19 protein-coding genes, 1 tRNA gene and 1 riboswitch are annotated in these 17,371 nt (G+C 72.6%); of the genes, 14 read left to right on the top strand and 6 right to left on the bottom strand.

The genetic code is table 11. The annotated features are described in order from the left end of the window. Positions 1-187 precede the first annotated feature (187 nt). Positions 188-1,300 (bottom strand): glutamate 5-kinase, encoded by a 1,113-nt coding sequence (gene proB, locus AC1DW8_RS14855; protein WP_056775994.1) that lies wholly within the window; start codon positions 1,298-1,300, stop codon positions 188-190. A gap of 115 nt (positions 1,301-1,415) precedes the next feature. Here proB and AC1DW8_RS14850 point away from each other — a divergent pair, with 115 nt between their 5' ends. Together AC1DW8_RS14850 and AC1DW8_RS14845 are read left to right on the top strand one after the other, a co-directional pair. Then, positions 1,416-2,699 (top strand): glutamate-5-semialdehyde dehydrogenase, encoded by a 1,284-nt coding sequence (locus AC1DW8_RS14850; RefSeq protein ID WP_056827187.1) that lies wholly within the window; start codon positions 1,416-1,418, stop codon positions 2,697-2,699. A 46-nt stretch (positions 2,700-2,745) separates the two neighbouring features. Next, positions 2,746-3,441: a class I SAM-dependent methyltransferase gene (locus AC1DW8_RS14845; protein ID WP_478094985.1), complete on the top strand. Its 696-nt coding sequence runs from the start codon at positions 2,746-2,748 to the stop codon at positions 3,439-3,441. On the opposite strand, the gene AC1DW8_RS14840 is transcribed toward AC1DW8_RS14845, so the two are convergent. After that, on the bottom strand, positions 3,426-4,565 hold the full coding sequence (locus tag AC1DW8_RS14840; RefSeq protein ID WP_478094983.1) for a glycosyltransferase family 2 protein: 1,140 nt from the start codon (positions 4,563-4,565) through the stop codon (positions 3,426-3,428). The genes AC1DW8_RS14845 and AC1DW8_RS14840 overlap by 16 nt on opposite strands. A 129-nt stretch (positions 4,566-4,694) precedes the next feature. On the opposite strand from AC1DW8_RS14840, the gene AC1DW8_RS14835 reads away from it, so the two are divergent. From AC1DW8_RS14835 to AC1DW8_RS14810, 6 genes are all read left to right on the top strand, one after another. Beyond that, entirely contained in the window at positions 4,695-5,324 is a 630-nt protein-coding gene (locus tag AC1DW8_RS14835; protein WP_478094979.1) for a DUF402 domain-containing protein, read from the top strand. Between the two features lie 74 nt (positions 5,325-5,398). Next, on the top strand, positions 5,399-5,617 hold the full coding sequence (locus AC1DW8_RS14830) for a hypothetical protein (protein WP_156415552.1): 219 nt from the start codon (positions 5,399-5,401) through the stop codon (positions 5,615-5,617). A 2-nt stretch (positions 5,618-5,619) separates the two neighbouring features. Beyond that, positions 5,620-6,261 (top strand): nicotinate-nucleotide adenylyltransferase, encoded by a 642-nt coding sequence (gene nadD, locus AC1DW8_RS14825; RefSeq protein ID WP_056776002.1) that lies wholly within the window; start codon positions 5,620-5,622, stop codon positions 6,259-6,261. Continuing rightward, positions 6,258-6,680, top strand: a complete 423-nt coding sequence (gene rsfS, locus AC1DW8_RS14820; protein ID WP_478094976.1) for a ribosome silencing factor — start codon at positions 6,258-6,260, stop codon at positions 6,678-6,680. Before nadD ends, rsfS begins: the two co-directional genes overlap by 4 nt. After that, positions 6,677-7,342: a histidine phosphatase family protein gene (locus AC1DW8_RS14815; protein ID WP_478094974.1), complete on the top strand. Its 666-nt coding sequence runs from the start codon at positions 6,677-6,679 to the stop codon at positions 7,340-7,342. Before rsfS ends, AC1DW8_RS14815 begins: the two co-directional genes overlap by 4 nt. An 83-nt stretch (positions 7,343-7,425) precedes the next feature. Beyond that, positions 7,426-7,498: transfer RNA gene (locus AC1DW8_RS14810), tRNA-Ala, on the top strand. Between the two features lie 60 nt (positions 7,499-7,558). Here the strand turns inward: AC1DW8_RS14810 and AC1DW8_RS14805 are convergent. Then, positions 7,559-9,502 carry a caspase family protein gene (locus AC1DW8_RS14805; protein ID WP_478094972.1) on the bottom strand — a complete coding sequence of 648 codons (1,944 nt, stop codon included), beginning with the start codon at positions 9,500-9,502 and terminating at the stop codon, positions 7,559-7,561. A 14-nt stretch (positions 9,503-9,516) separates the two neighbouring features. Beyond that, a complete protein-coding gene (locus AC1DW8_RS14800) occupies positions 9,517-11,913 on the bottom strand; it encodes a CHAT domain-containing protein (RefSeq protein WP_478094970.1) in 2,397 nt (798 codons plus the stop codon). A 104-nt stretch (positions 11,914-12,017) separates the two neighbouring features. Next, positions 12,018-12,081: riboswitch (guanidine-III (ykkC-III) riboswitch) on the top strand. A 9-nt stretch (positions 12,082-12,090) separates the two neighbouring features. Here AC1DW8_RS14800 and AC1DW8_RS14795 point away from each other — a divergent pair. The 5 genes from AC1DW8_RS14795 to AC1DW8_RS14775 all read left to right on the top strand — a co-directional run bounded on the left by AC1DW8_RS14795 (position 12,091) and on the right by AC1DW8_RS14775 (position 15,294). Beyond that, positions 12,091-12,405: a DMT family transporter gene (locus AC1DW8_RS14795; RefSeq protein WP_056776010.1), complete on the top strand. Its 315-nt coding sequence runs from the start codon at positions 12,091-12,093 to the stop codon at positions 12,403-12,405. Next, on the top strand, positions 12,405-12,764 hold the full coding sequence (locus tag AC1DW8_RS14790; RefSeq protein ID WP_056776011.1) for a DMT family transporter: 360 nt from the start codon (positions 12,405-12,407) through the stop codon (positions 12,762-12,764). The genes AC1DW8_RS14795 and AC1DW8_RS14790 overlap by 1 nt, the downstream gene beginning before the upstream one ends. Before the next feature lie 119 nt (positions 12,765-12,883). Then, positions 12,884-14,122, top strand: coding sequence for a neutral zinc metallopeptidase (locus AC1DW8_RS14785; protein WP_478094968.1), 1,239 nt, complete (start codon positions 12,884-12,886; stop codon positions 14,120-14,122). Between the two features lie 90 nt (positions 14,123-14,212). Next, positions 14,213-14,824, top strand: a complete 612-nt coding sequence (locus tag AC1DW8_RS14780) for a YgjV family protein (RefSeq protein ID WP_056776015.1) — start codon at positions 14,213-14,215, stop codon at positions 14,822-14,824. Positions 14,825-14,856: 32 nt separating this feature from the next. Further along, positions 14,857-15,294 carry a 2TM domain-containing protein gene (locus AC1DW8_RS14775; protein ID WP_478094966.1) on the top strand — a complete coding sequence of 146 codons (438 nt, stop codon included), beginning with the start codon at positions 14,857-14,859 and terminating at the stop codon, positions 15,292-15,294. A 7-nt stretch (positions 15,295-15,301) separates the two neighbouring features. Here AC1DW8_RS14775 and AC1DW8_RS14770 read toward each other — a convergent pair whose 3' ends face one another. Continuing rightward, on the bottom strand, positions 15,302-16,198 hold the full coding sequence (locus tag AC1DW8_RS14770) for a hypothetical protein (protein WP_478094964.1): 897 nt from the start codon (positions 16,196-16,198) through the stop codon (positions 15,302-15,304). 40 nt (positions 16,199-16,238) lie between these two features. Further along, complete coding sequence (locus tag AC1DW8_RS14765; RefSeq protein WP_056827198.1) at positions 16,239-16,613, bottom strand: thioesterase family protein; 375 nt, start codon at positions 16,611-16,613, stop codon at positions 16,239-16,241. A 110-nt stretch (positions 16,614-16,723) separates the two neighbouring features. Between AC1DW8_RS14765 and AC1DW8_RS14760 the strand changes: the two genes are divergently transcribed. Beyond that, positions 16,724-17,371 (top strand): lysoplasmalogenase, encoded by a 648-nt coding sequence (locus AC1DW8_RS14760; protein ID WP_157623527.1) that lies wholly within the window; start codon positions 16,724-16,726, stop codon positions 17,369-17,371.

The raw sequence follows: 17,371 nt of genomic DNA, 5'->3' as shown, positions 1-17,371 counted from the left end.
GCGGCCACTCGCGCGTCCGGGGTGCGGCCACGGACAGGAGGGTTCGATGCCGCGCACGAGCGGGCGCCTGCGCCACCGCGCGGATGGGCAGCCGACGGGTGGGGGCGTCCCCGGACCGTCGGCCGCGCCTGCACCGGCCGGCGCTACCGCTCGGGCGGACCGTGACGGAGCGCCTTGGTGCTCGTCGTCAGATGACGACGAGGTCGTCGCGGTGGATGACCTCCCGCTCGTACTCCGGGCCGAGCTCGCGGGCGAGCTCCCTCGTCGACCGTCCCAGCAAGGACGGGAGCTCGGACGAGCTGTAGTTGACGAGACCGCGGGCGATCGCGGTGCCGTCGGGAGAGCACACGTCGACGGGGTCTCCGTCGTGGAAGGTGCCCTCGACGGCCGTGATGCCGGCGGGGAGCAGCGACTTCTTGCGCTGGACCAAGGCCGTGACGGCGCCGTCGTCGATGATGAGCCGCCCGCGCGCGGTCGTCGCGTGCTCGAGCCAGAGCCGTCTCGACCGTCCGCGGACTCCGATCGGCAGGAACAAGGTGCCGACGTCCTCGCCGGCGAGCACCTGGGTGACCCGGTCCGCGGCCGTGACCGTGGTGATCACGCCCGCGGCGGTCGCGATCCGGGCCGCCTCGATCTTCGTCGTCATGCCACCCGTCCCCACCTTCGAGCCGCTGCCCCCGATCTCGACGCCGACGAGGTCCTGCGGGCCGCGGACGACCGGGATGCGCTGGGCCCCGGGGCGGCTCGGGGGCCCGTCGTAGAGGGCGTCGACGTCGGAGAGGAGCACGAGCGCGTCGGCGTCGATGAGATGGGCGACGAGGGCGGCGAGCCGGTCGTTGTCGCCGAAGCGGATCTCGCTCGTGGCGACGGTGTCGTTCTCGTTGACGATCGGCAGCACGCCGAGGTCGAGGAGCCGCTCGAGCGTGCGTCGGGCGTTCGCGTAGTGCGTACGTCGCGTGACGTCGTCGGCAGTGAGCAGCACCTGACCGACGGTGATGTCGTGTCCGGCGAACGCCTGCGTGTAGCCGGCGAGCAGGGCGCCCTGGCCGACCGAGGCGGCTGCCTGCTGGGTCGCGAGGTCACGGGGTCGGGCGCTCAGGCCGAGCGGGTGGATGCCGGCGGCGATGGCACCGGAGCTGACGAGGACGATCTGGGTGCCGTCGAGGTGCTTGTGCGCCAAGGCGTTCGCCAGAGCCACGAGCCGGCCGTGGTCGATGCCGCCGTCGACGCCGGTCAGCGAGCTGGAGCCGACCTTGACGACGAGCCGTCGAGCGGTGCTGATGACGGAGTGGGGCGACACACCTCGAACTCTAGTGACGGGCCGTGGGACCACGCAGGGCTGTCCGTCGCGGACCTCCGGTCCAGCCCCCGGAGACGGTCGGTCGTCCGGGTGCGCGACGACCTACGCTGGAGGCATGTCCCAGACGATCGACCCCGCCGTCGTCGAGCACGTGACGGCCCTGGCGGAGCGCGCCCGCACCGCCTCACGACGGCTCGCCCTCATGTCCCGTGCCGAGAAGGACGCGGCCCTGCTGCTGCTCGCGGACGCCGTCGACGCCGCCGCACCCGCGGTCATCGAGGCCAACGCCGAGGACATCGAGCGTGGTCGAGCCACGGGGATGAGCGAGAGCCTCCAGGACCGGCTGCGCCTCGACGAGACCCGCGTGGCTGCCGTTGCGCAGGCCCTGCGCGACGTCGCGGCCCTGCCCGACCCCGTCGGAGAGATCGTCCGTGGGTCGACCCTCGCCAACGGGCTGCAGATCCGCCAGGTGCGCGTGCCGATGGGCGTCATCGGGATGATCTACGAGGCGCGGCCCAACGTCACCGTCGACGCGGCCGGCCTCGCCCTCAAGTCCGGCAACGCGGTCCTCCTGCGCGGCGGGTCGGCCGCGGCGAGCAGCAACCACGCGCTCGTCGAGGCGATGCGCGGATCGCTCGCCGAGCAGGGCCTCCCGGTCGACGCCGTGACCCTGCTCGAGGAGGGAGGCCGCGACGCGGCGCGGGCCCTCATGACGGCGCGCGGCCACGTCGACCTCGTCATCCCGCGCGGCGGGGCCGACCTCATCGAGACGGTGGTCCGCGAGTCGACGGTCCCCGTCATCGAGACCGGCGTCGGGGTGTGCCACGTCTACGTCGATCGGGCCGCCGACCTCGACAAGGCCCGGGCCATCACGCTCAACGCCAAGACCCACCGCCCCAGCGTCTGCAACGCGGCCGAGTCGCTCCTCGTCCACCGTGACGTCGCCGACGACTTCCTGCCCAAGGCGCTCACCGACCTCGCGGGGGCCGGCGTGCGACTGCACGTGGCACCCGAGGTCACGCCGTACGCCGAGGCGGCCGGGGCGGCATACGCCATCGCGAGCGAGGCCGACTTCGGCACCGAGTGGCACGGCCTCGAGATGAGCGTGGCCGTCGTCGACGACCTCGACGAGGCGATGGACCGGATCCGTCGGTTCGGCACCGGACACACCGAGGCGATCGTCACGGAGGACCGGGCGGCGGCCCGGCGCTTCACCGCGGAGGTCGACGCGGCGGCGGTCATGGTCAACGCCAGCACCCGTTTCACCGACGGCGGGGAGTTCGGTTTCGGCGCCGAGATCGGCATCTCGACGCAGAAGCTGCACGCCCGCGGGCCGATGGCCCTGCCCGAGCTGACGACGACGAAGTGGATCGTCGAGGGCGACGGCCACACGCGCTGACGGGTGCCGGCGCAGCCCCCGACCCCGGGTGGCATGATGGCGCACCATGGAAGGCACCGAGGTCCGCAAGCTTGCTGAGCTGGAGGACGACCACTGGTGGTACCGCGAGCGGCGTCACCTCCTGGCCAAGGCCATCTCGGGGCTGGTGCCCGGACGTGCCCTCGACATCGGCGCCGCGGGCGGGGGCAACACCCGTGTCCTGCGCGAGCACGGCTGGGACGCCGTCGCCCTCGAGTACGGCTCGGACGGCGCGGAGGTGGCGCACGGTCGAGGGCTCGCGACGCTGCGCGGCGACGCGACCCGGCTGCCGCTCGCGGACGACTCGCTCGACCTTGTCATGGCCTTCGACCTGCTCGAGCACCTCGAGGACGACGACGCCGCGGTGGCCGAGGTGCGCCGTGTGCTCAAGCCGACCGGCACCTACCTCTTGGCCGTGCCGGCCGACCCGAAGCTGTGGTCCGAGCACGACGAGGCCGTCGACCACGTACGCCGCTACACCCGCGAGGGCCTGCTCGACCTGCTCGACCGCGGCGGCTTCGACGTCACCGACGTGCGGTCGTGGAACGTGCTGCTGCGTCCCGTCGTGGCGATGCGCCGCCGGACGAGCTCGGGCTCGGACCTCGAGAACCTCCACCCGGTCGTCAACTTCGGGCTGCGCACGATCATCACCGCCGAGCGCTACCTGCCCGTCGGCGGCCTGCCCGGCGTCAGCCTCCTCGTGCGCGCTCAGCCGCGCAGCTGAGTGCGCATCGGCTGCGACGCCGGCTGGGGCGTGGGCTGGGGCGTGGGCTGCGGCGTGGGCTGGGGCGTGGGGTCGGCTGTCGGGTCGAGCAGCGTCACGGTGTCGGTCTCCGACTCGTCCGACGTCGTGAGGATGTGTTCCCCGCTCGGCTGAGCCGGCAGGGGAGTGTCGGTCGGACCGTGCGCGCCGATGTCGGTCGTCATCGAGTCGTAGGCGATGAAGTAGGTCGGGCGGCCCTGCATGTGGCCGTACATCCGGCCGATGTACTCGCCGAGGATGCCGACGCAGACCAGCTGGACGGCGCCGACGCCCGCGACGATGGCGACGGTCGAGGTCCAACCGGCGACGGTGTGGCCCTGCGACCGGGAGATCAGCGTGTAGAGGACGAGCAGCACGGCGAGGACCGCACCACCGAAGCCGGCGAACGTCGCGAGCCGCAACGGCGCCGTCGAGAAGCCGGTCAGCGAGTCGAGCGAGAGCTTGATCATCTTGATCAGCGGGTACTTCGAGTCCCCGGCCGCGCGCTCCTCGCGCTTGTACTCGACCGTGTCGGACGGGAAGTTGAGGGCCGGCACGATGAAGCGAAGGACGCGGTTGTGCTCGGGGAGGCTGTTGACCGCGTCGACGGTGGCGCGCGACATGAGGCGGTAGTCGCCGGCGTCGGCGTGGGCCGAGGTCTGCGACATCAGGCCGATGAGCTTGTAGAACGCCTGGGCCGAGGCCCGCTTGAACCACGTGTCGGTCGAGCGGTCGTTGCGCACGCCGTAGACGACGTCGACGCCGTCGTCCTTCGCGGCCGCGAGCATCTGCGGGATGATCTCGGGCGGGTCCTGCAGGTCGGCGTCGATCGTGACGACGTAGTCGCCGAGGGCGCTGACGAGGCCGGCGGAGATCGCGGCCTGGTGCCCGGCGTTGGCGCGCAGGCGCACGACGCGCAGCTGGGACCACTCGCGGTGGTAGCGCTGGAGCAGCGCGGCCGTCAGGTCCTTGCTGCCGTCGTCGACGGCGACGACCTCGTAGGTGGTGCCCATGCCGTCGAGGAGCGGTCGGAGCCGCTCGACGAGGAGGGGGAGCACCTCCTCCTCGTTGTACATCGGGATGACCACGGACAACTCGGGAACCATGGGTTCTAGGGTACGGCCGCGGATGGGCTGTGCCTGTCACCTCGCTGTGCGCGTGCTGTACCTGCACGTCCCCTGCACGTCCCTGCTCGTGCGCTGCACGCCCGCCGCGGCGCCGGTAGCGTGCCGGGCGTGACCTCTGCCGCCGCCGACCGTCCGTCCCGACGAGGTATGCCGCCGGGCGGGCTCGAGCCCGGCACGGCCGTCGCCGGGCGCTTCACGAAGTGGGGCGGTGGCCGCCACTGGGAGTGGGACGGTCGCTATCTCGGGTCCGACGAGCACGGTCACTGGTGGTACGCACCGGTCGGCACGCGGTGCGTGCGTCCCGGTGTCGAGTTCGTCGAGTCGAGCGGCTGGGTCTCCCTCGTGCCGCACGAGGGGGCGTTCGTCGTGGGCTTCTACCCGGCCCACCGCGAGATCAACGTCTACGTCGACATGACCACCGATCCGGTCTGGCAGCGCCGCGAGGCCGCCGACGGCGGACCGGAGTGGGAGGTGACGATGGTGGACCTCGACCTCGACGTCGTGCTGACCCGCGACGGTCACCTCTACGTCGACGACGAGGACGAGTTCGCGCAGCACCAGGTCGAGCTCGACTACCCGGAGGAGGTCGTCGCCCTCGCCGAACGGTGGCGCGACCTCGTCCACGCGGCCGTCGTGGCCGGCGACGAGCCGTTCGCGACGGTCGGGCACGACTGGCTGCGACGCGCGGAGGCGCAGGCGCCCGTCCCGAGCGGGGAGGCGGCGCCGCGTGCCGAGTGAGCAGGGCGGACGGCATACGACCCCGGTGGGCACGCGCTGCGTCGGCCGGGGCGGGCGGGCGCTAGGCTGGGCGCATGTCTGATCGTGTCCTCGCACTCGTCACCGAGGGGGAGGAAGCCGCCCGCGAGCTTCCCATGCCGGTGATCGCCTACTTCTTCATCACCTTCTCGCTGTTCCTCGTGGCGCTCGCCGTCACGTGGAGCTTCCGCAACACCGCCTACAAGGTGCAGTCGCCGCGCCGGGGTGAGGGCACGCACGGCAGCACGAGCGGATCCGACGGGGCCCACCACTGACCATGCGCCTCGGCGTCATGGGCGGGACGTTCGACCCGATCCACCACGGCCACCTCGTGGCCGCCAGTGAGGTCCAGTCGCGCTTCGACCTCGACGAGGTCGTCTTCGTCCCCACGGGTCAGCCGTGGCAGAAGGCGGACCGTCACGTCTCGCCCGCCGAGGACCGCTACCTCATGACCGTCATCGCGACGGCCTCCAACCCGCGCTTCACCGTCAGCAGGGTCGACATCGACCGGCCCGGGCCGACGTTCACGATCGACACCCTGCGCGACATCAGGACCGAGCGGCCCGACGACGAGCTGTTCTTCATCACCGGCGCCGACGCCCTGGCCGAGATCCTGTCCTGGAAGGACGCCGAGCACCTCTTCGAACTGGCCCACTTCATCGGCGTCACCCGTCCCGGCCACGAGCTGTCCGACAAGGGGCTGCCCGAGGACCGGGTCACGCTGCAGGAGGTGCCGGCCATGGCGATCAGCTCCACCGACTGCCGGGCGCGCGTCGCCGACGGCGCCCCGGTCTGGTACCTCGTGCCCGACGGGGTCGTCCAGTACATCAACAAGTACCGCTTGTATGCCGCCGACCTGGCGAGCGCAGGCACCGTGCCGACGCACCTGTCGTCGGCACCGCCCCGAGGAGATTCGTGACCGCAGCAGACCATTCGATCCAGCTCGCGAAGGTGGCCGCCCTGGCCTCCGAGGAGAAGCTCGCCGAGAAGGTGATGGCCATCGACGTGAGCGAGCAGATGCCGCTCACCGACGTGTTCGTCATCGCCTCCGCACCGTCCGAGCGGCAGGTCGGCGCCATCGTCGACGAGGTCGAGGACCGGCTGCGTGAGCTGGGCAGCAAGCCGATCCGCCGCGAGGGCGAGCGCGAGGGCCGCTGGGTCCTCATCGACTTCGGCGACATCATCGTCCACGTCCAGCACGAGGAGGAGCGCGAGTACTACGCGCTGGAGCGCCTCTGGAAGGACTGCCCCGAGATCGACCTCTCCACGGTGGAGGCGCCGGCCCGTCCGGGAGCCGACGATGGGAGCGACGAGGTCGACGAGGTCGACCAGGCGTGACCGCAGCCGGGTCCGTGCCCCCCGTCGGGCCGCGCCGCATCGTCATCGTCCGGCACGCCGAGACGGTCGACAACGCAGCCCGCGTCTGGCAGGGCCACAAGGACACCGAGCTGTCCGACCGCGGCCACGAGCAGGTGGAGGCCGCGGCCCCGCACCTCGCCGCCTACGCGCCGGCACTCATCGTGTCGAGCGACCTCCGGCGTGCGGCCTCGACGGCCGACGCCATCGCGGGGTTGACGGGCCGCGAGGTGCGTCTCGACGCCCGCCTGCGTGAGGTGCACGTCGGGGAGTGGCAGGGCATGCACGCCGACGAGGTGCGTGAGCGCTACCCGGACGTCATCGCCGCCCTCGACCGGGGGGAGGACACCCCTCGCGGGGTCACGGGCGAGACCCGGGCGCAGGTGGCCGAGCGTGCCGGCGCCGCGCTGCGCGACGTCGCCCGGGAGCTGCTCCCCGGCGAGACCGCCGTCGTCGTGGCCCACGGAGTGTCCGCACGCGTCGCGGCCAGCGCCCTCGTGGGGCTCGACCAGGACGTGTCGGACGCCGTGTTCCGCGGGCTCGACAACTGCCACTGGATCGAGCTCGTCGAGGCCGGCAAGAGCTTCTCCGAGGTGACCCGGTGGCGCATCAGCGGCTGGAACTTGGGGCCCTGGAACGTCTGACCCGAAAGGCCGCCCCCGATTTTGGCTCTCGGCCGGAGACCCGCTATGGTTACGCAGTCGCTTCGACGAGGTGACACCCGCAAGGGGCTGTGGCGCAGCTGGTAGCGCACCTGCATGGCATGCAGGGGGTCAGGGGTTCGAGTCCCCTCAGCTCCACCCAACGAAGAAGGGCCAGACGGAACGCCGTCTGGCCCTTCTTCCGTCCCGGGTGCGAGTTCATTCGCGTGGGCGGGTCGTGACGACGAAGACCGAGTCGGTGCGCCAGTCGGCCACGGCCGCCGATGCGGTGCGCGGCCCCAGGCGCCGCGTCCGGGTGCCGCCGAGCACGCGCTCGAGGTTGGAGCGCAGGGCCGGCGGCTCGTCGGCGCTCCTCGTCGTCCCGGCCGCCGGCACGGCGCTGACGTCGAGCTCCTCCTGCTCGAGCGATCTCGGGTCGAACTCGAGCGTGCTCGTCACGACCATGAGCTGGTCGCGCAACGACACGGTGCCCGCCTCCCACAGCGCGTCGTCGACCTGGCCGACGAGGTCGACGCTCGTCGCCTCGCCGGGGCCGAGCGCCACCGATCCGGCCGGGAACGCGTCGGTGAAGATGCCGTAGGTCTCGGTGAGGTCGAGGAGCGCCGCCCAGAGGGGGGTGGACGTGGTGTTCGCGAGACGGACGGTGAAGCGGGGCGCGTCCGTGCCGGCATACGCGATCGGCAGGGTGCCGCCCGCACTGACGGTCCCGGTGCCCGCGTCCACCTCGACGCGGACGGCGGCGTCGGGCAGGCGCGTGGCGGGGTTCGTGAGTGCGGAGAGGCGCAGCCAGCGGGCCACGCGCTCGAGGGCGAGGATGGTGCGCTCCTCGCGGGCCTCGCCCGCGACGACGGGCACGAGGGGGCGCGTGACGCCGGGACGGGTGATGACGAAGCCGTCGGGGGTGGCTTCGACGAGGAGGTCCGCAGGGCCGTCGCCGTCCCCCGCACCCTCGACGAGGTCGACGAGCGTCTCGTCCGCGGCGTCGGCGGCGGTCCGGAGCGCCGCCGTCCCCGCGGCGTCGCCGACGACCCCGACGCGCAGCGGCGCCAGTGGGATCGACGTGACGACGGCGCGGTAGACGTACGCCTCGTCGAGCGCGGGCGTCAGGCGGACGAGGCTGCGGTCGGGCAGGACCCTCGTGACGAGCGCGGTGGCGAGCGGCGACCCGGACGTCTCGCCGGTCAGCGGGTAGACGGCCAGTTCGGTCGTGTCGTCACCGATGGGCTCGGGCACGCCGTGGACGGCGCCAGAGTCGATGGACCAGCCGTCGGGCAGCCGGCTCAGGGTGAGCGGCCTCGGTGTGGCAGGGATCGCGCCGCCGAGGAAGGGTCGGTCGAGCTCGGTCGCGTCGGCGGTCTCGACCTGCGGGTGCTGGTCGGTGACCCGGTTCGTCACGTCGGCGGTCACCATCCGCAGGACGTCGCGGTAGGAGGGGCGCCCGTCGCTGCCGAGCAGGGCGGCCTCGAGCGCCGCCGACAGGGCGCCGCGCTGGCGGCCGAGCACGGTGACCTCCTTCGCCTTCTCGGACGACCGGCAGGCCGCGAGCAGGACGTGACGGCCTGCGGGTGTCCAGCGCGCAGCGCTCCGGGTGGGTGCGCCGGCCGTCGCGTCGCCGAGCCCCACGAACGTCGACGCGGGTCGGGGTCGCGGGTCAGGGGGCGCGAGGCGCACCACCTCGTCGGCGTCCCGGGTGCCGTCACCCGAGTGGCAGCAGTCGAGCACGACGAGCGTGTGGCAGCCGGTCGCCGAGATCGAGTCGAGCAGGGCCGCGAGCTCCTTGTCGGCGAGGTCCCAGCTGCCGGGAGAGCGGCTGTCGACACACACGAGGGTCTCGTTGCGGTGGTCGGGCTCGATGGACCAGAGCTCCTCGGGGGTCGTCTGCTGCGAACCGTGCCCGCTGTAGTAGAAGAGCGCGACGTCCTGGGCGCCCGCGCGGCCGAGGTGCTCGCTGAGTCGGCTGGTCACGGCCGCCCGCGTGGCCTGGCCGTCGGTGAGCACGACGAGGTCGAGGGCGTCCTCGCCGACGCGGTCGCGCAGGACGTCGGCGAAGCCGGTGACGTCGTTGACGCAGCCCGACAGGGGCGGGATCGGTGTCGGGTAGGCGTCGATCCCGACGAGGAGGGCGAGCAGGCGTCCGGCCATCTGAGGCGGCCGTCTCAGGAGGCCGCGTCGGCGAGGGTGATCGTCTGCCAGCCGTGCGGGAAGCCCTGCGTGTCGGCGGTGCGGGCGGCATTCGTGCTCTTCATGGTGCGCAGCCTCCACGTGGCCGGGGCGCTCGTCGCGTCGCTGAGGTTGACGTTCATGGAGAAGACGGAGCCGCGGACCGGAGCCTTCCTGAGCTGGAGGGCCGACCACGGCACCCGGGCCTCGAGGTCGTAGCCGGTCAGCGTGTCGGCCCGCCCGACGGTGATCTCGGGGTGGCGTGTGCCGGTGGTGAAGGTGCCGCGGCCGGCCGGGTTGATCGAGGCGACGCCGGACGTCGGGGCGTCACGGGACAGTCCCACCATGACGTGGACGTCCTGGCCGCGTCGCGTCGTGGCCTTCGGGTCGAGGCTCCGGGCGTCCGGGCCGAACTCGAAGGAGAAGCCGTCGCCGTTGAACCAGGCACCGGGGGTGGCGAGGTTGACGCTGCGGATGTCCGGGTCGACGACGTGCACGCGCAGGTAGAGCGCGCCGCTGTCCCAGACGACCTGCCAGTCGCCGCCGAACTCGGGCTGGGGCGTGCCCACCTGGGCGACGACGTGCGGGATCGGGGCCGTGGGCACGCCGTCCCAGTCGGCGAAGTCACCGTCGATGGCCGGTGTCCTCGTGGCGCACCCGGCGACGAACGTCGTCGCCGGGGCGTTCGCGGCCGCGGGCGCAGGGCCGCAGGCGCTCGTGACGGCGGCCGTGGCCCCCTTGAACCACTTCGGGACCTGGGTCGCGCCGAGCCAGAAGAGCCCGAAGAGGACGACGAGCCCGATGAGGCTGCGGACGAAGCCGTTGCCCCTGCGGCGGGGGTGCGGGTCGGGTGGTGGGGGCGCGTCGTCCCCCCGCCGGTCCGGCCGAGGGTCCGGCTGCGGCTCGGGACGGGCCACCCGTCGCGTGTCCAGCTGGGTGTCGGGCTGGGTGTCGGGCTGGGTGTCGGGCTGGGTGTCGGGCTGGGTGTCGGGCTGGGTGTCGGGCTGGGTGTCGGGCTGGGTGTCGGGCTGGGTATCCGGCTGCGGGATCGGCTGGGTGAGCGGCACGGGGTCGCGGCGAGGCCGCCCCGTGAGGCCGTCGTCGGCGGGCACGGCCTCGGGCCGCACCCGCTCGAGCAGCTGGGTGACGTCCTCGTAGTCGGGATGTTCGGCGGCGATCTGCTCGAGCAGCGGGAGGGCTGTCGCGGGGGCGCGGGCCAGCAACGCGCCCTTCGCGGCGTCGTAGAGGGACTCGAGCCGGCTGTCGGGCCGCTCGGTCGCGGCGGTGGCGCTCGTCGTGAACGAGAAGGGCTGGTCGGCGCCCGACCGCAGCAGCACGGCGGTGCCCCACTCCGAGGCCTCGTCGGAGACGGCCATCGCCTTGCGCACCTCGCAGATCGCGGCGTCGATGCCCAGTCCGCGGGTGAGGAAGTAGTAGAACTCGTGGCTAAAGACGAGAGCGGCCCGGTCGGAGATCTCGGTCTGCATCGCGACGACCGCCGGCAGACCCTGGCGTACGAGGGCCTGGCCGACGCCGGAGAACGCGTCGCGTCCCGACGTCCGTGCGCCCTCGCACGCGTTGAGGACGGCGAGCTGCATGGTCCGGGCGTCGTGGAGCAGCGTCCCGAGCCGCGCTCCGGAGACCCGGTGCGCCGTGCCGTCCTCGCGCTCGAGGACGAGGACGCCCTCCTGGGCCTGCTGGTCGAAGCCGCCGTGGCCGATGAAGTGGAAGACGTGGAAGTCGTCGAGCAGGGCGCGCTGGAGGCCGGTCAGGGTCGCGTCCTCGAGGACCGTCACGCTGAGGCGGCCGCTCTTGACGAGGTCGCCGGTCGTCGCCGTGAGCAGCTCTCGCTCGCGGTCCACGGCGAGCTCGGGCATGTCGCTCGGGCTCGAGATCATGACGAGGACGCGCAGGGGCGCATCGACGTGGACCACCGGTGGGCGCTCGAGCGAGTCGAGCAGACGGACGATCGGCGTCTCCTGCGAGAGCGTGAGGAAGCGACCGAGCCTCGAGTCGTAGAGGTACTCCCACGGCACCGGGTCGAGGTCCGGCACGGCGTCGAGCCGCAGCCGCAGCCGCAGGTCCCTGCCCTGGCCGGTGGCGGTCGTCAGGCTCTCGCGGAAGGCCCGCCCGACATCGCCCGACAGCAGAGCGTCACCGAGCCGGCGGCCGTACTCCTTGACGTCGACGACGCGCGCCTCGGCGGGCACGAGTCGCCTCGAGGACACCCGCGGCGGTCCCACCGCGATCATGAACTGGGCGAGGTCCGTGGCGGCGAACGGGAGCGTGAAGGGGGCCGACGCCTCGCCCGCGGGCGAGGCGAGGACGTGAGCGGCATACCCCTGGCCCTCACGGGTGACGGCGACGTCGAAGTCGAGATAGTCACGGCTCATGGCGATCCTCTGTTCGCAGGAGCGCGCCTGCACTCGACAGTACGCCGGGCTGGTGCTCCTGATACGTCGTTTCGACCCGGACGCGCCCCTTCGGTAGAATCGTCGGTGAGCGCGAGCCGCGCTCGCGGACGAGGGAGCCGTACCCGCACAGCGACAAGACGGCCAGATCGGAACGCCGTGCACTGGCTCGTCCTCATCCTGTCCGGCGCGCTGGAGGCCGTCTGGGCCACCGCGCTCGCCGCGTCCGGCGGTTTCCGCCGTCCGCGGCCGACCGTCCTCTTCGCCGTCTCCCTCGTGCTCAGCATGGTCGGCCTCGCGTGGGCCATGACCGCCCTGCCCACCGGCACGGCGTATGCCGTGTGGGTCGGGATCGGCGCCGTCGGCACCGTCCTGCTCGCGGTCGCCCGCGGCGAGGAGCGCCTCGGTGGTGCCCGGGTCGCCCTCCTGGTCGTGCTCGTCGCGTGCGTCGCCGGCCTCAAGGCGGTGGCGTGATGCCGTGGGTCGTCCTGCTCGTCAGCGCCGTCCTCGAGGCGGTGTGGGCCTCGGCGCTCGCCGCGTCCGAGGGGCTCTCGCGCCCCGTCCCGGCGGTCGTCTTCCTCGTCGCGGGCGCGCTCAGCATGGTCGGGCTCGCGCACGCCGTGCGCACCATCCCCATCGGGACGGCGTATGCCGTGTGGACGGGTCTCGGGGCCGCGCTCACCGTGACGTGGGCGATGACGACGGGCGGGGAGGCGTTCTCCGCCGTCAAGGTGGTCCTGCTCGTCGGGATCGTCGCCGCGGTCGTCGGACTCAAGCTCGTCGGGCACGAGGCGGCCGAGACCCCGGGCGGGGACGACGCTCCCGCGGGGTGAGACGCATCGCGCCGTTCACCCGGATATGCGGTGTTTCGGGGGCCGGTGTCGGCCCCGGCGGTGATGATGGGCGCGTCGCCCCGGCACCGGGCCGGGGCACGACACGAAGGAGCTCTCACGTGCGCAGGACCACGACCAGGACGATCGCTCTCGTCACGTCGCTGGCCATCTCGGGGGCCACCGGGGCGGCGGTCGCCACGGCGGCTCCCGCTGCCCAGGCCCAGAGCCGGAGCGTCTCGGCGTCCGTCGCCGCCGACGGCCAGACCTACGACTACGTCTCGGGCACGACGACCGACCCGAGGGCGTCCGCGCTGCTCGCCGCGGCACGGGCGCACCTGCCCGCCGACTGGCGGGCCCGGGAGGTGAGCGCCCTCGAGAGGTTCGGTGTGGAGCCGTCCGCGGCCCAGGACGCACTGGGGCGCGCCATCGACCCGACGCACTACCAGTGCGCGCCGACCCGGCTCGACGCGTACGTCGACGGGGTCGTGGCCCGCATCGACCCGTCGAGCCTGTTCGTGCTCTCAATGCTCGGCGGCTTCGACTTCCCGACCTACGACGCCCTGCTCTTCGGGTCGACGGGCGACCCGGCCTACGCCCTGACGAAGGACTCGCGCAACGAGCTGACGAGCTCGTTCCGGGCGGCCCAGAAGTTCTGGGACACCGACGGCACCGACATCCAGCTCATGGCGATGCACGGCGACGTCATGCGTGACCCCGCCCGGCTCGCCCGTCTGATCGGTGTGCTCTACGGCGTCTCCGAGGCCCATGCGGCCGAGCTCGCGGCGATCGTCGTCGACGTCGTCACGTCCGACCCCGGCCTCGACGGCGGGGCCAGCCCGATCTTCACCCTCAACGCGTTCGCCTTCAGCGGGGTGGGCGACCCCGACCCGGTCATCTCCTCGCTGCCGGACAAGCTGATCTTCGGTGACGGGATGCTCGACGCGCTCGGCGCCATCGGTGTCGGCGACGTCGGGCCACGCGCCGTCCTCGGCCACGAGTACGGCCACCACGTGCAGTACGACAAGAACCTCTTCGCCTCGCCGCTGACCGGCCCGGAGGCGACCCGTCGCACCGAGCTGATGGCCGACGCCTTCGGGACGTACTTCGTCACCCACAAGCGGGGCCTCGCCCTCAACACCAGGCGCGTCCTCGAGGCCGAGCAGTCCTTCTACCAGGTGGGTGACTGCGCGTTCACGAGCGCCGGCCACCACGGCACGCCCGACCAGCGGCTGCGCGCCTCGTCGTGGGGCGCGTCGGTCGCGGCCGACGCGCAGAAGCAGGGGCAGGTCCTCCCGTCGCTCACCCTCGACTCCCGGTTCGAGGCGGTGCTGCCGCAGTTCGTCGCGCCCGACGCCTGAGCCGCGGCCTCGGGGTGGTCCGCGTCCGGACGACGCGGACCACCCTGAATCCCGGCCGGCCGGGTCGCCCCGGGCGCTAGGGTCGCGCCCATGGGTACCTGGTGGCTCGAGGCCGTCGGCTGGATCGGGTCGGCGATCCTCGTCTGGTCGCTGCTGCAGACGCAGCTGCGCCGGCTCAGGATCATCAACCTCGTCGGGTGCGTCGTCCTCATCGCCTACAACGCGGTCAACCACGTCTGGCCGATGGTCGGGCTCAACGTCGTGCTCGCCGGCATCAACGTCTACTACCTCGCGCGCATGTCGCGTGAGAAGCACGACTCCGGCGTCTACGAGGTGCTCGAGGTCGCCGGAGACGACACCTACCTGCGGCACGTGCTGCGGGTGCACGAGGGTGACATCCGGCGCTACAACCCGGCGTTCGTGCACGACCCGTTCGCGGGGGACCCGTCCTACCTCGTGCTCCGCGGCGACGAGACGGTCGGGGTCGTCCTCATGCGCGACGCCGGCCAGCACACGGCGCAGCTGCTGCTCGACTGGGTGACGCCGCGCCACCGCGACGTCACGCCGGGGGAGTTCGTCTTCGGTCCCGAGGGGCCGTTCCGACGGCGCGGGTTCCGGCGGGTGCTGACACCGCCGGACATGGTCGAGCCGTACTACGAGAGCCTGGGCTTCCACCGCGACGGCGACGCCTACGTGCTCTGACCGCTCGTGAGCCCCGCAGGCCGTGTGCGACGGTGACGTCCCGCACGCTCGCCGGCCGGCCGCTCGGGTCCGGCCTACGCTGGAAGCAGGGAGCTGCGCAGAGTTCCTGCGCGGCGGCCCGCGAAGGAGCGGTGACGACCATGACCGCGAACCAGCTTCCGGTCGAACCCCACCACGATGAGCCCGATCCGACGATCGACCGCGCTGTGACGGAGGTCGATCTGCGCGGCAGAGCGCTCGGCAGGCTCAAGAAGAAGGCCGACTTCCGCGTCCATCTGCTCATCTACGTGCTCGTCAACGGGATGCTCGTCCTGATCTGGGCCATGACCGGGGCAGGCTTCTTCTGGCCGGTCTTCCCGATCGCCGGCTGGGGCATCGGCGTCGTGGCGAACGCCGTGGACGCCTACGTCGTCGATGCGCCGACCGAGGAACAGATCGAGACCGAGATGGAGCGCCTGCGGCGTCGGTGACCGCAGGTCAGCGCTGCCGGGACACGTCGGGCACGGCGGCCGGGCCGCTCGCGTCGTCGCCCGGGTCCCGGCGGGCGGGGCCCGGGGGCTCGGCGCGACCGGCCAGGGCGATGCAGCCGCCGAGCGTGGCGACGAAGGCGAGCGCGGCGACGGGACCCTGCCCGGGCGCGACGCGGTCGCCGAGGAGGAGCACCCCGAGGAGGGCGGGGACGACCGTCTCGGTGGCGAACGTCAGGGCCGCGACGGTCGTGACCCGGCCGCGGGCCAGGGCCAGACCGTAGGCGACGGTCGCCAGCACGGCGTGGCCGACGAGGGCCCAGGCGACTCCGTCCGTGGCGAGCTGCCAGGCCGACGGGGGGACCTCGAGCAGTCGGGCCGCCACGCCGACGCCTCCGAAGCCGAGGCCCGCGCCGACGCTGAGGACGACGGCCCCCCGTCGTCGGTCGTGGTCGACGGTCCCGACGACCAGCAGCAGGGCGACGACCGCGGCTGCTGCGAGGAGCCACCAGGTCGCGCCGGGCCCGGGGCGCACGGCCGGTCCGGCTTCCGCGGTCAGGGCGAGCCCGGTGAGCCCGGCAACGACGACGAGCAGCGCGACGACCTCGGCCCTCCCGAGACGCATGCCGAGCACGACGACCGAGAGCACCGCGGTGACGGCGACCGACGAGGCGACCGCGGACTCGACGAGGAAGAGCGGCAGCGTGCGCAAGGCGGCCACGGACGCGAGGAAACCGACGCCGTCGAGGGCGAGGCCCACGGCATACGGCCGGCCGGCCCGCACCCGCTCGCGCAGGGAGGTGCCGGGAGGCAGCGCGGAGACCCGGCGTACGCCCACGGCCTGGAGCACGGTGGCCGCGCCGTACGCGAGCGCTGCGAGGAGCGCACCGAGCAGTCCGGACGTCACGCGGTCATCGTGGCAACCGCGGCTGGGAGGTGGCTGCGGGTCAGTGGACCCGCTGGCACTTGCTCATGAAGCGGTCCGGGTCGACGACGGCACGGTGGAACTCGCCCTTGGCGATCTCCTCGCCGTCGGAGTCCTTGACGGTCACGTGGCAGACGAGGCGGCGTCCGTCGTTGATCGGCTCGGCGCACAGCACGGTGATCTCGGAGCCGACCGCGCTGCCCTTCACGTGCTCGAGCCTCACCATGGTGCCGACGGTCGTGTGGTCGGCGTCGATGTTCTGCTTGCAGACCTGGAACGCGGCGTTCTCGCACCACGTGATCAGGCGCGGGGTCGCGAGGACGTCGAGGTCACCGCTGCCGACCTGGGCGGACGTGTCGTCGGCGGTCACCGTGTGCTGGAACTTGCGCATGGGCATTGGACGAGTCTGGCAGAGAACTGGACGAACGCCGATTCGTCTCGACAGGTGGTGGACGTCCGCAGCGTGTCTGCGCGGCGAACCTGAGCCGCGGCTGGGAATGTGGGTCCGTGACCACCCATCTGTGGGTTACCAGCGTGGCGCTCGGGGTGACGGCGCTCATCAACTGGGGCTCCGTCCTGCGCGGCGACCACCTCGTCGAGCGCATCACCAAGCCGCTCGTCGTGCTGCTCCTCATGGGGCTGGCGTGGTCGCTCTACTGGGAAGGACGGGTGCCGGGCTCACCGCCGCTGCTGACCGTCATCGTGGCGCTCGCGTTCTGCCTCATCGGCGACGTCGCGCTGCTGCACGCGACGGAGACCCGCTTCCTCGTCGGCCTGGGGGCCTTCCTCGTGGCCCACCTGGCCTACGTCTGGGCCATCCTCGAGACGGTGCGGGCGGAGGGCTTCCCGTGGCCGGTCCTCGTGGCCGTGCCCTTCCTGGCGGTCCTCCACGCGAAGGCCGGCCGGGACATCGTGCGCCACTCCGGGCCGCAGAAGGGGCCGGTGTTCGTCTACCAGCTCGTCCTCTTCGTGCTCGTGCTCGTCGCGGCGGGGACGGGCGACTGGCTGCTGCTCCTGGGGTGTCTGGTCTTCGTCGTCTCCGACACCGTGCTCGGGCACGACCGCTTCGTCCACGAGCGCCGCTGGGCGCCGCTCACGGTCATCGTGACCTACCACGTGGCCCAGACCCTCATCGTCGTAGCCCTCTACCGCTGA

It is taken from the genome of Terrabacter sp. P2_E3 (genome assembly GCF_056403915.1).
Note: the sequence above shows the minus strand (reverse complement) of the source record. Positions and strands in the feature narration are given on the sequence as shown.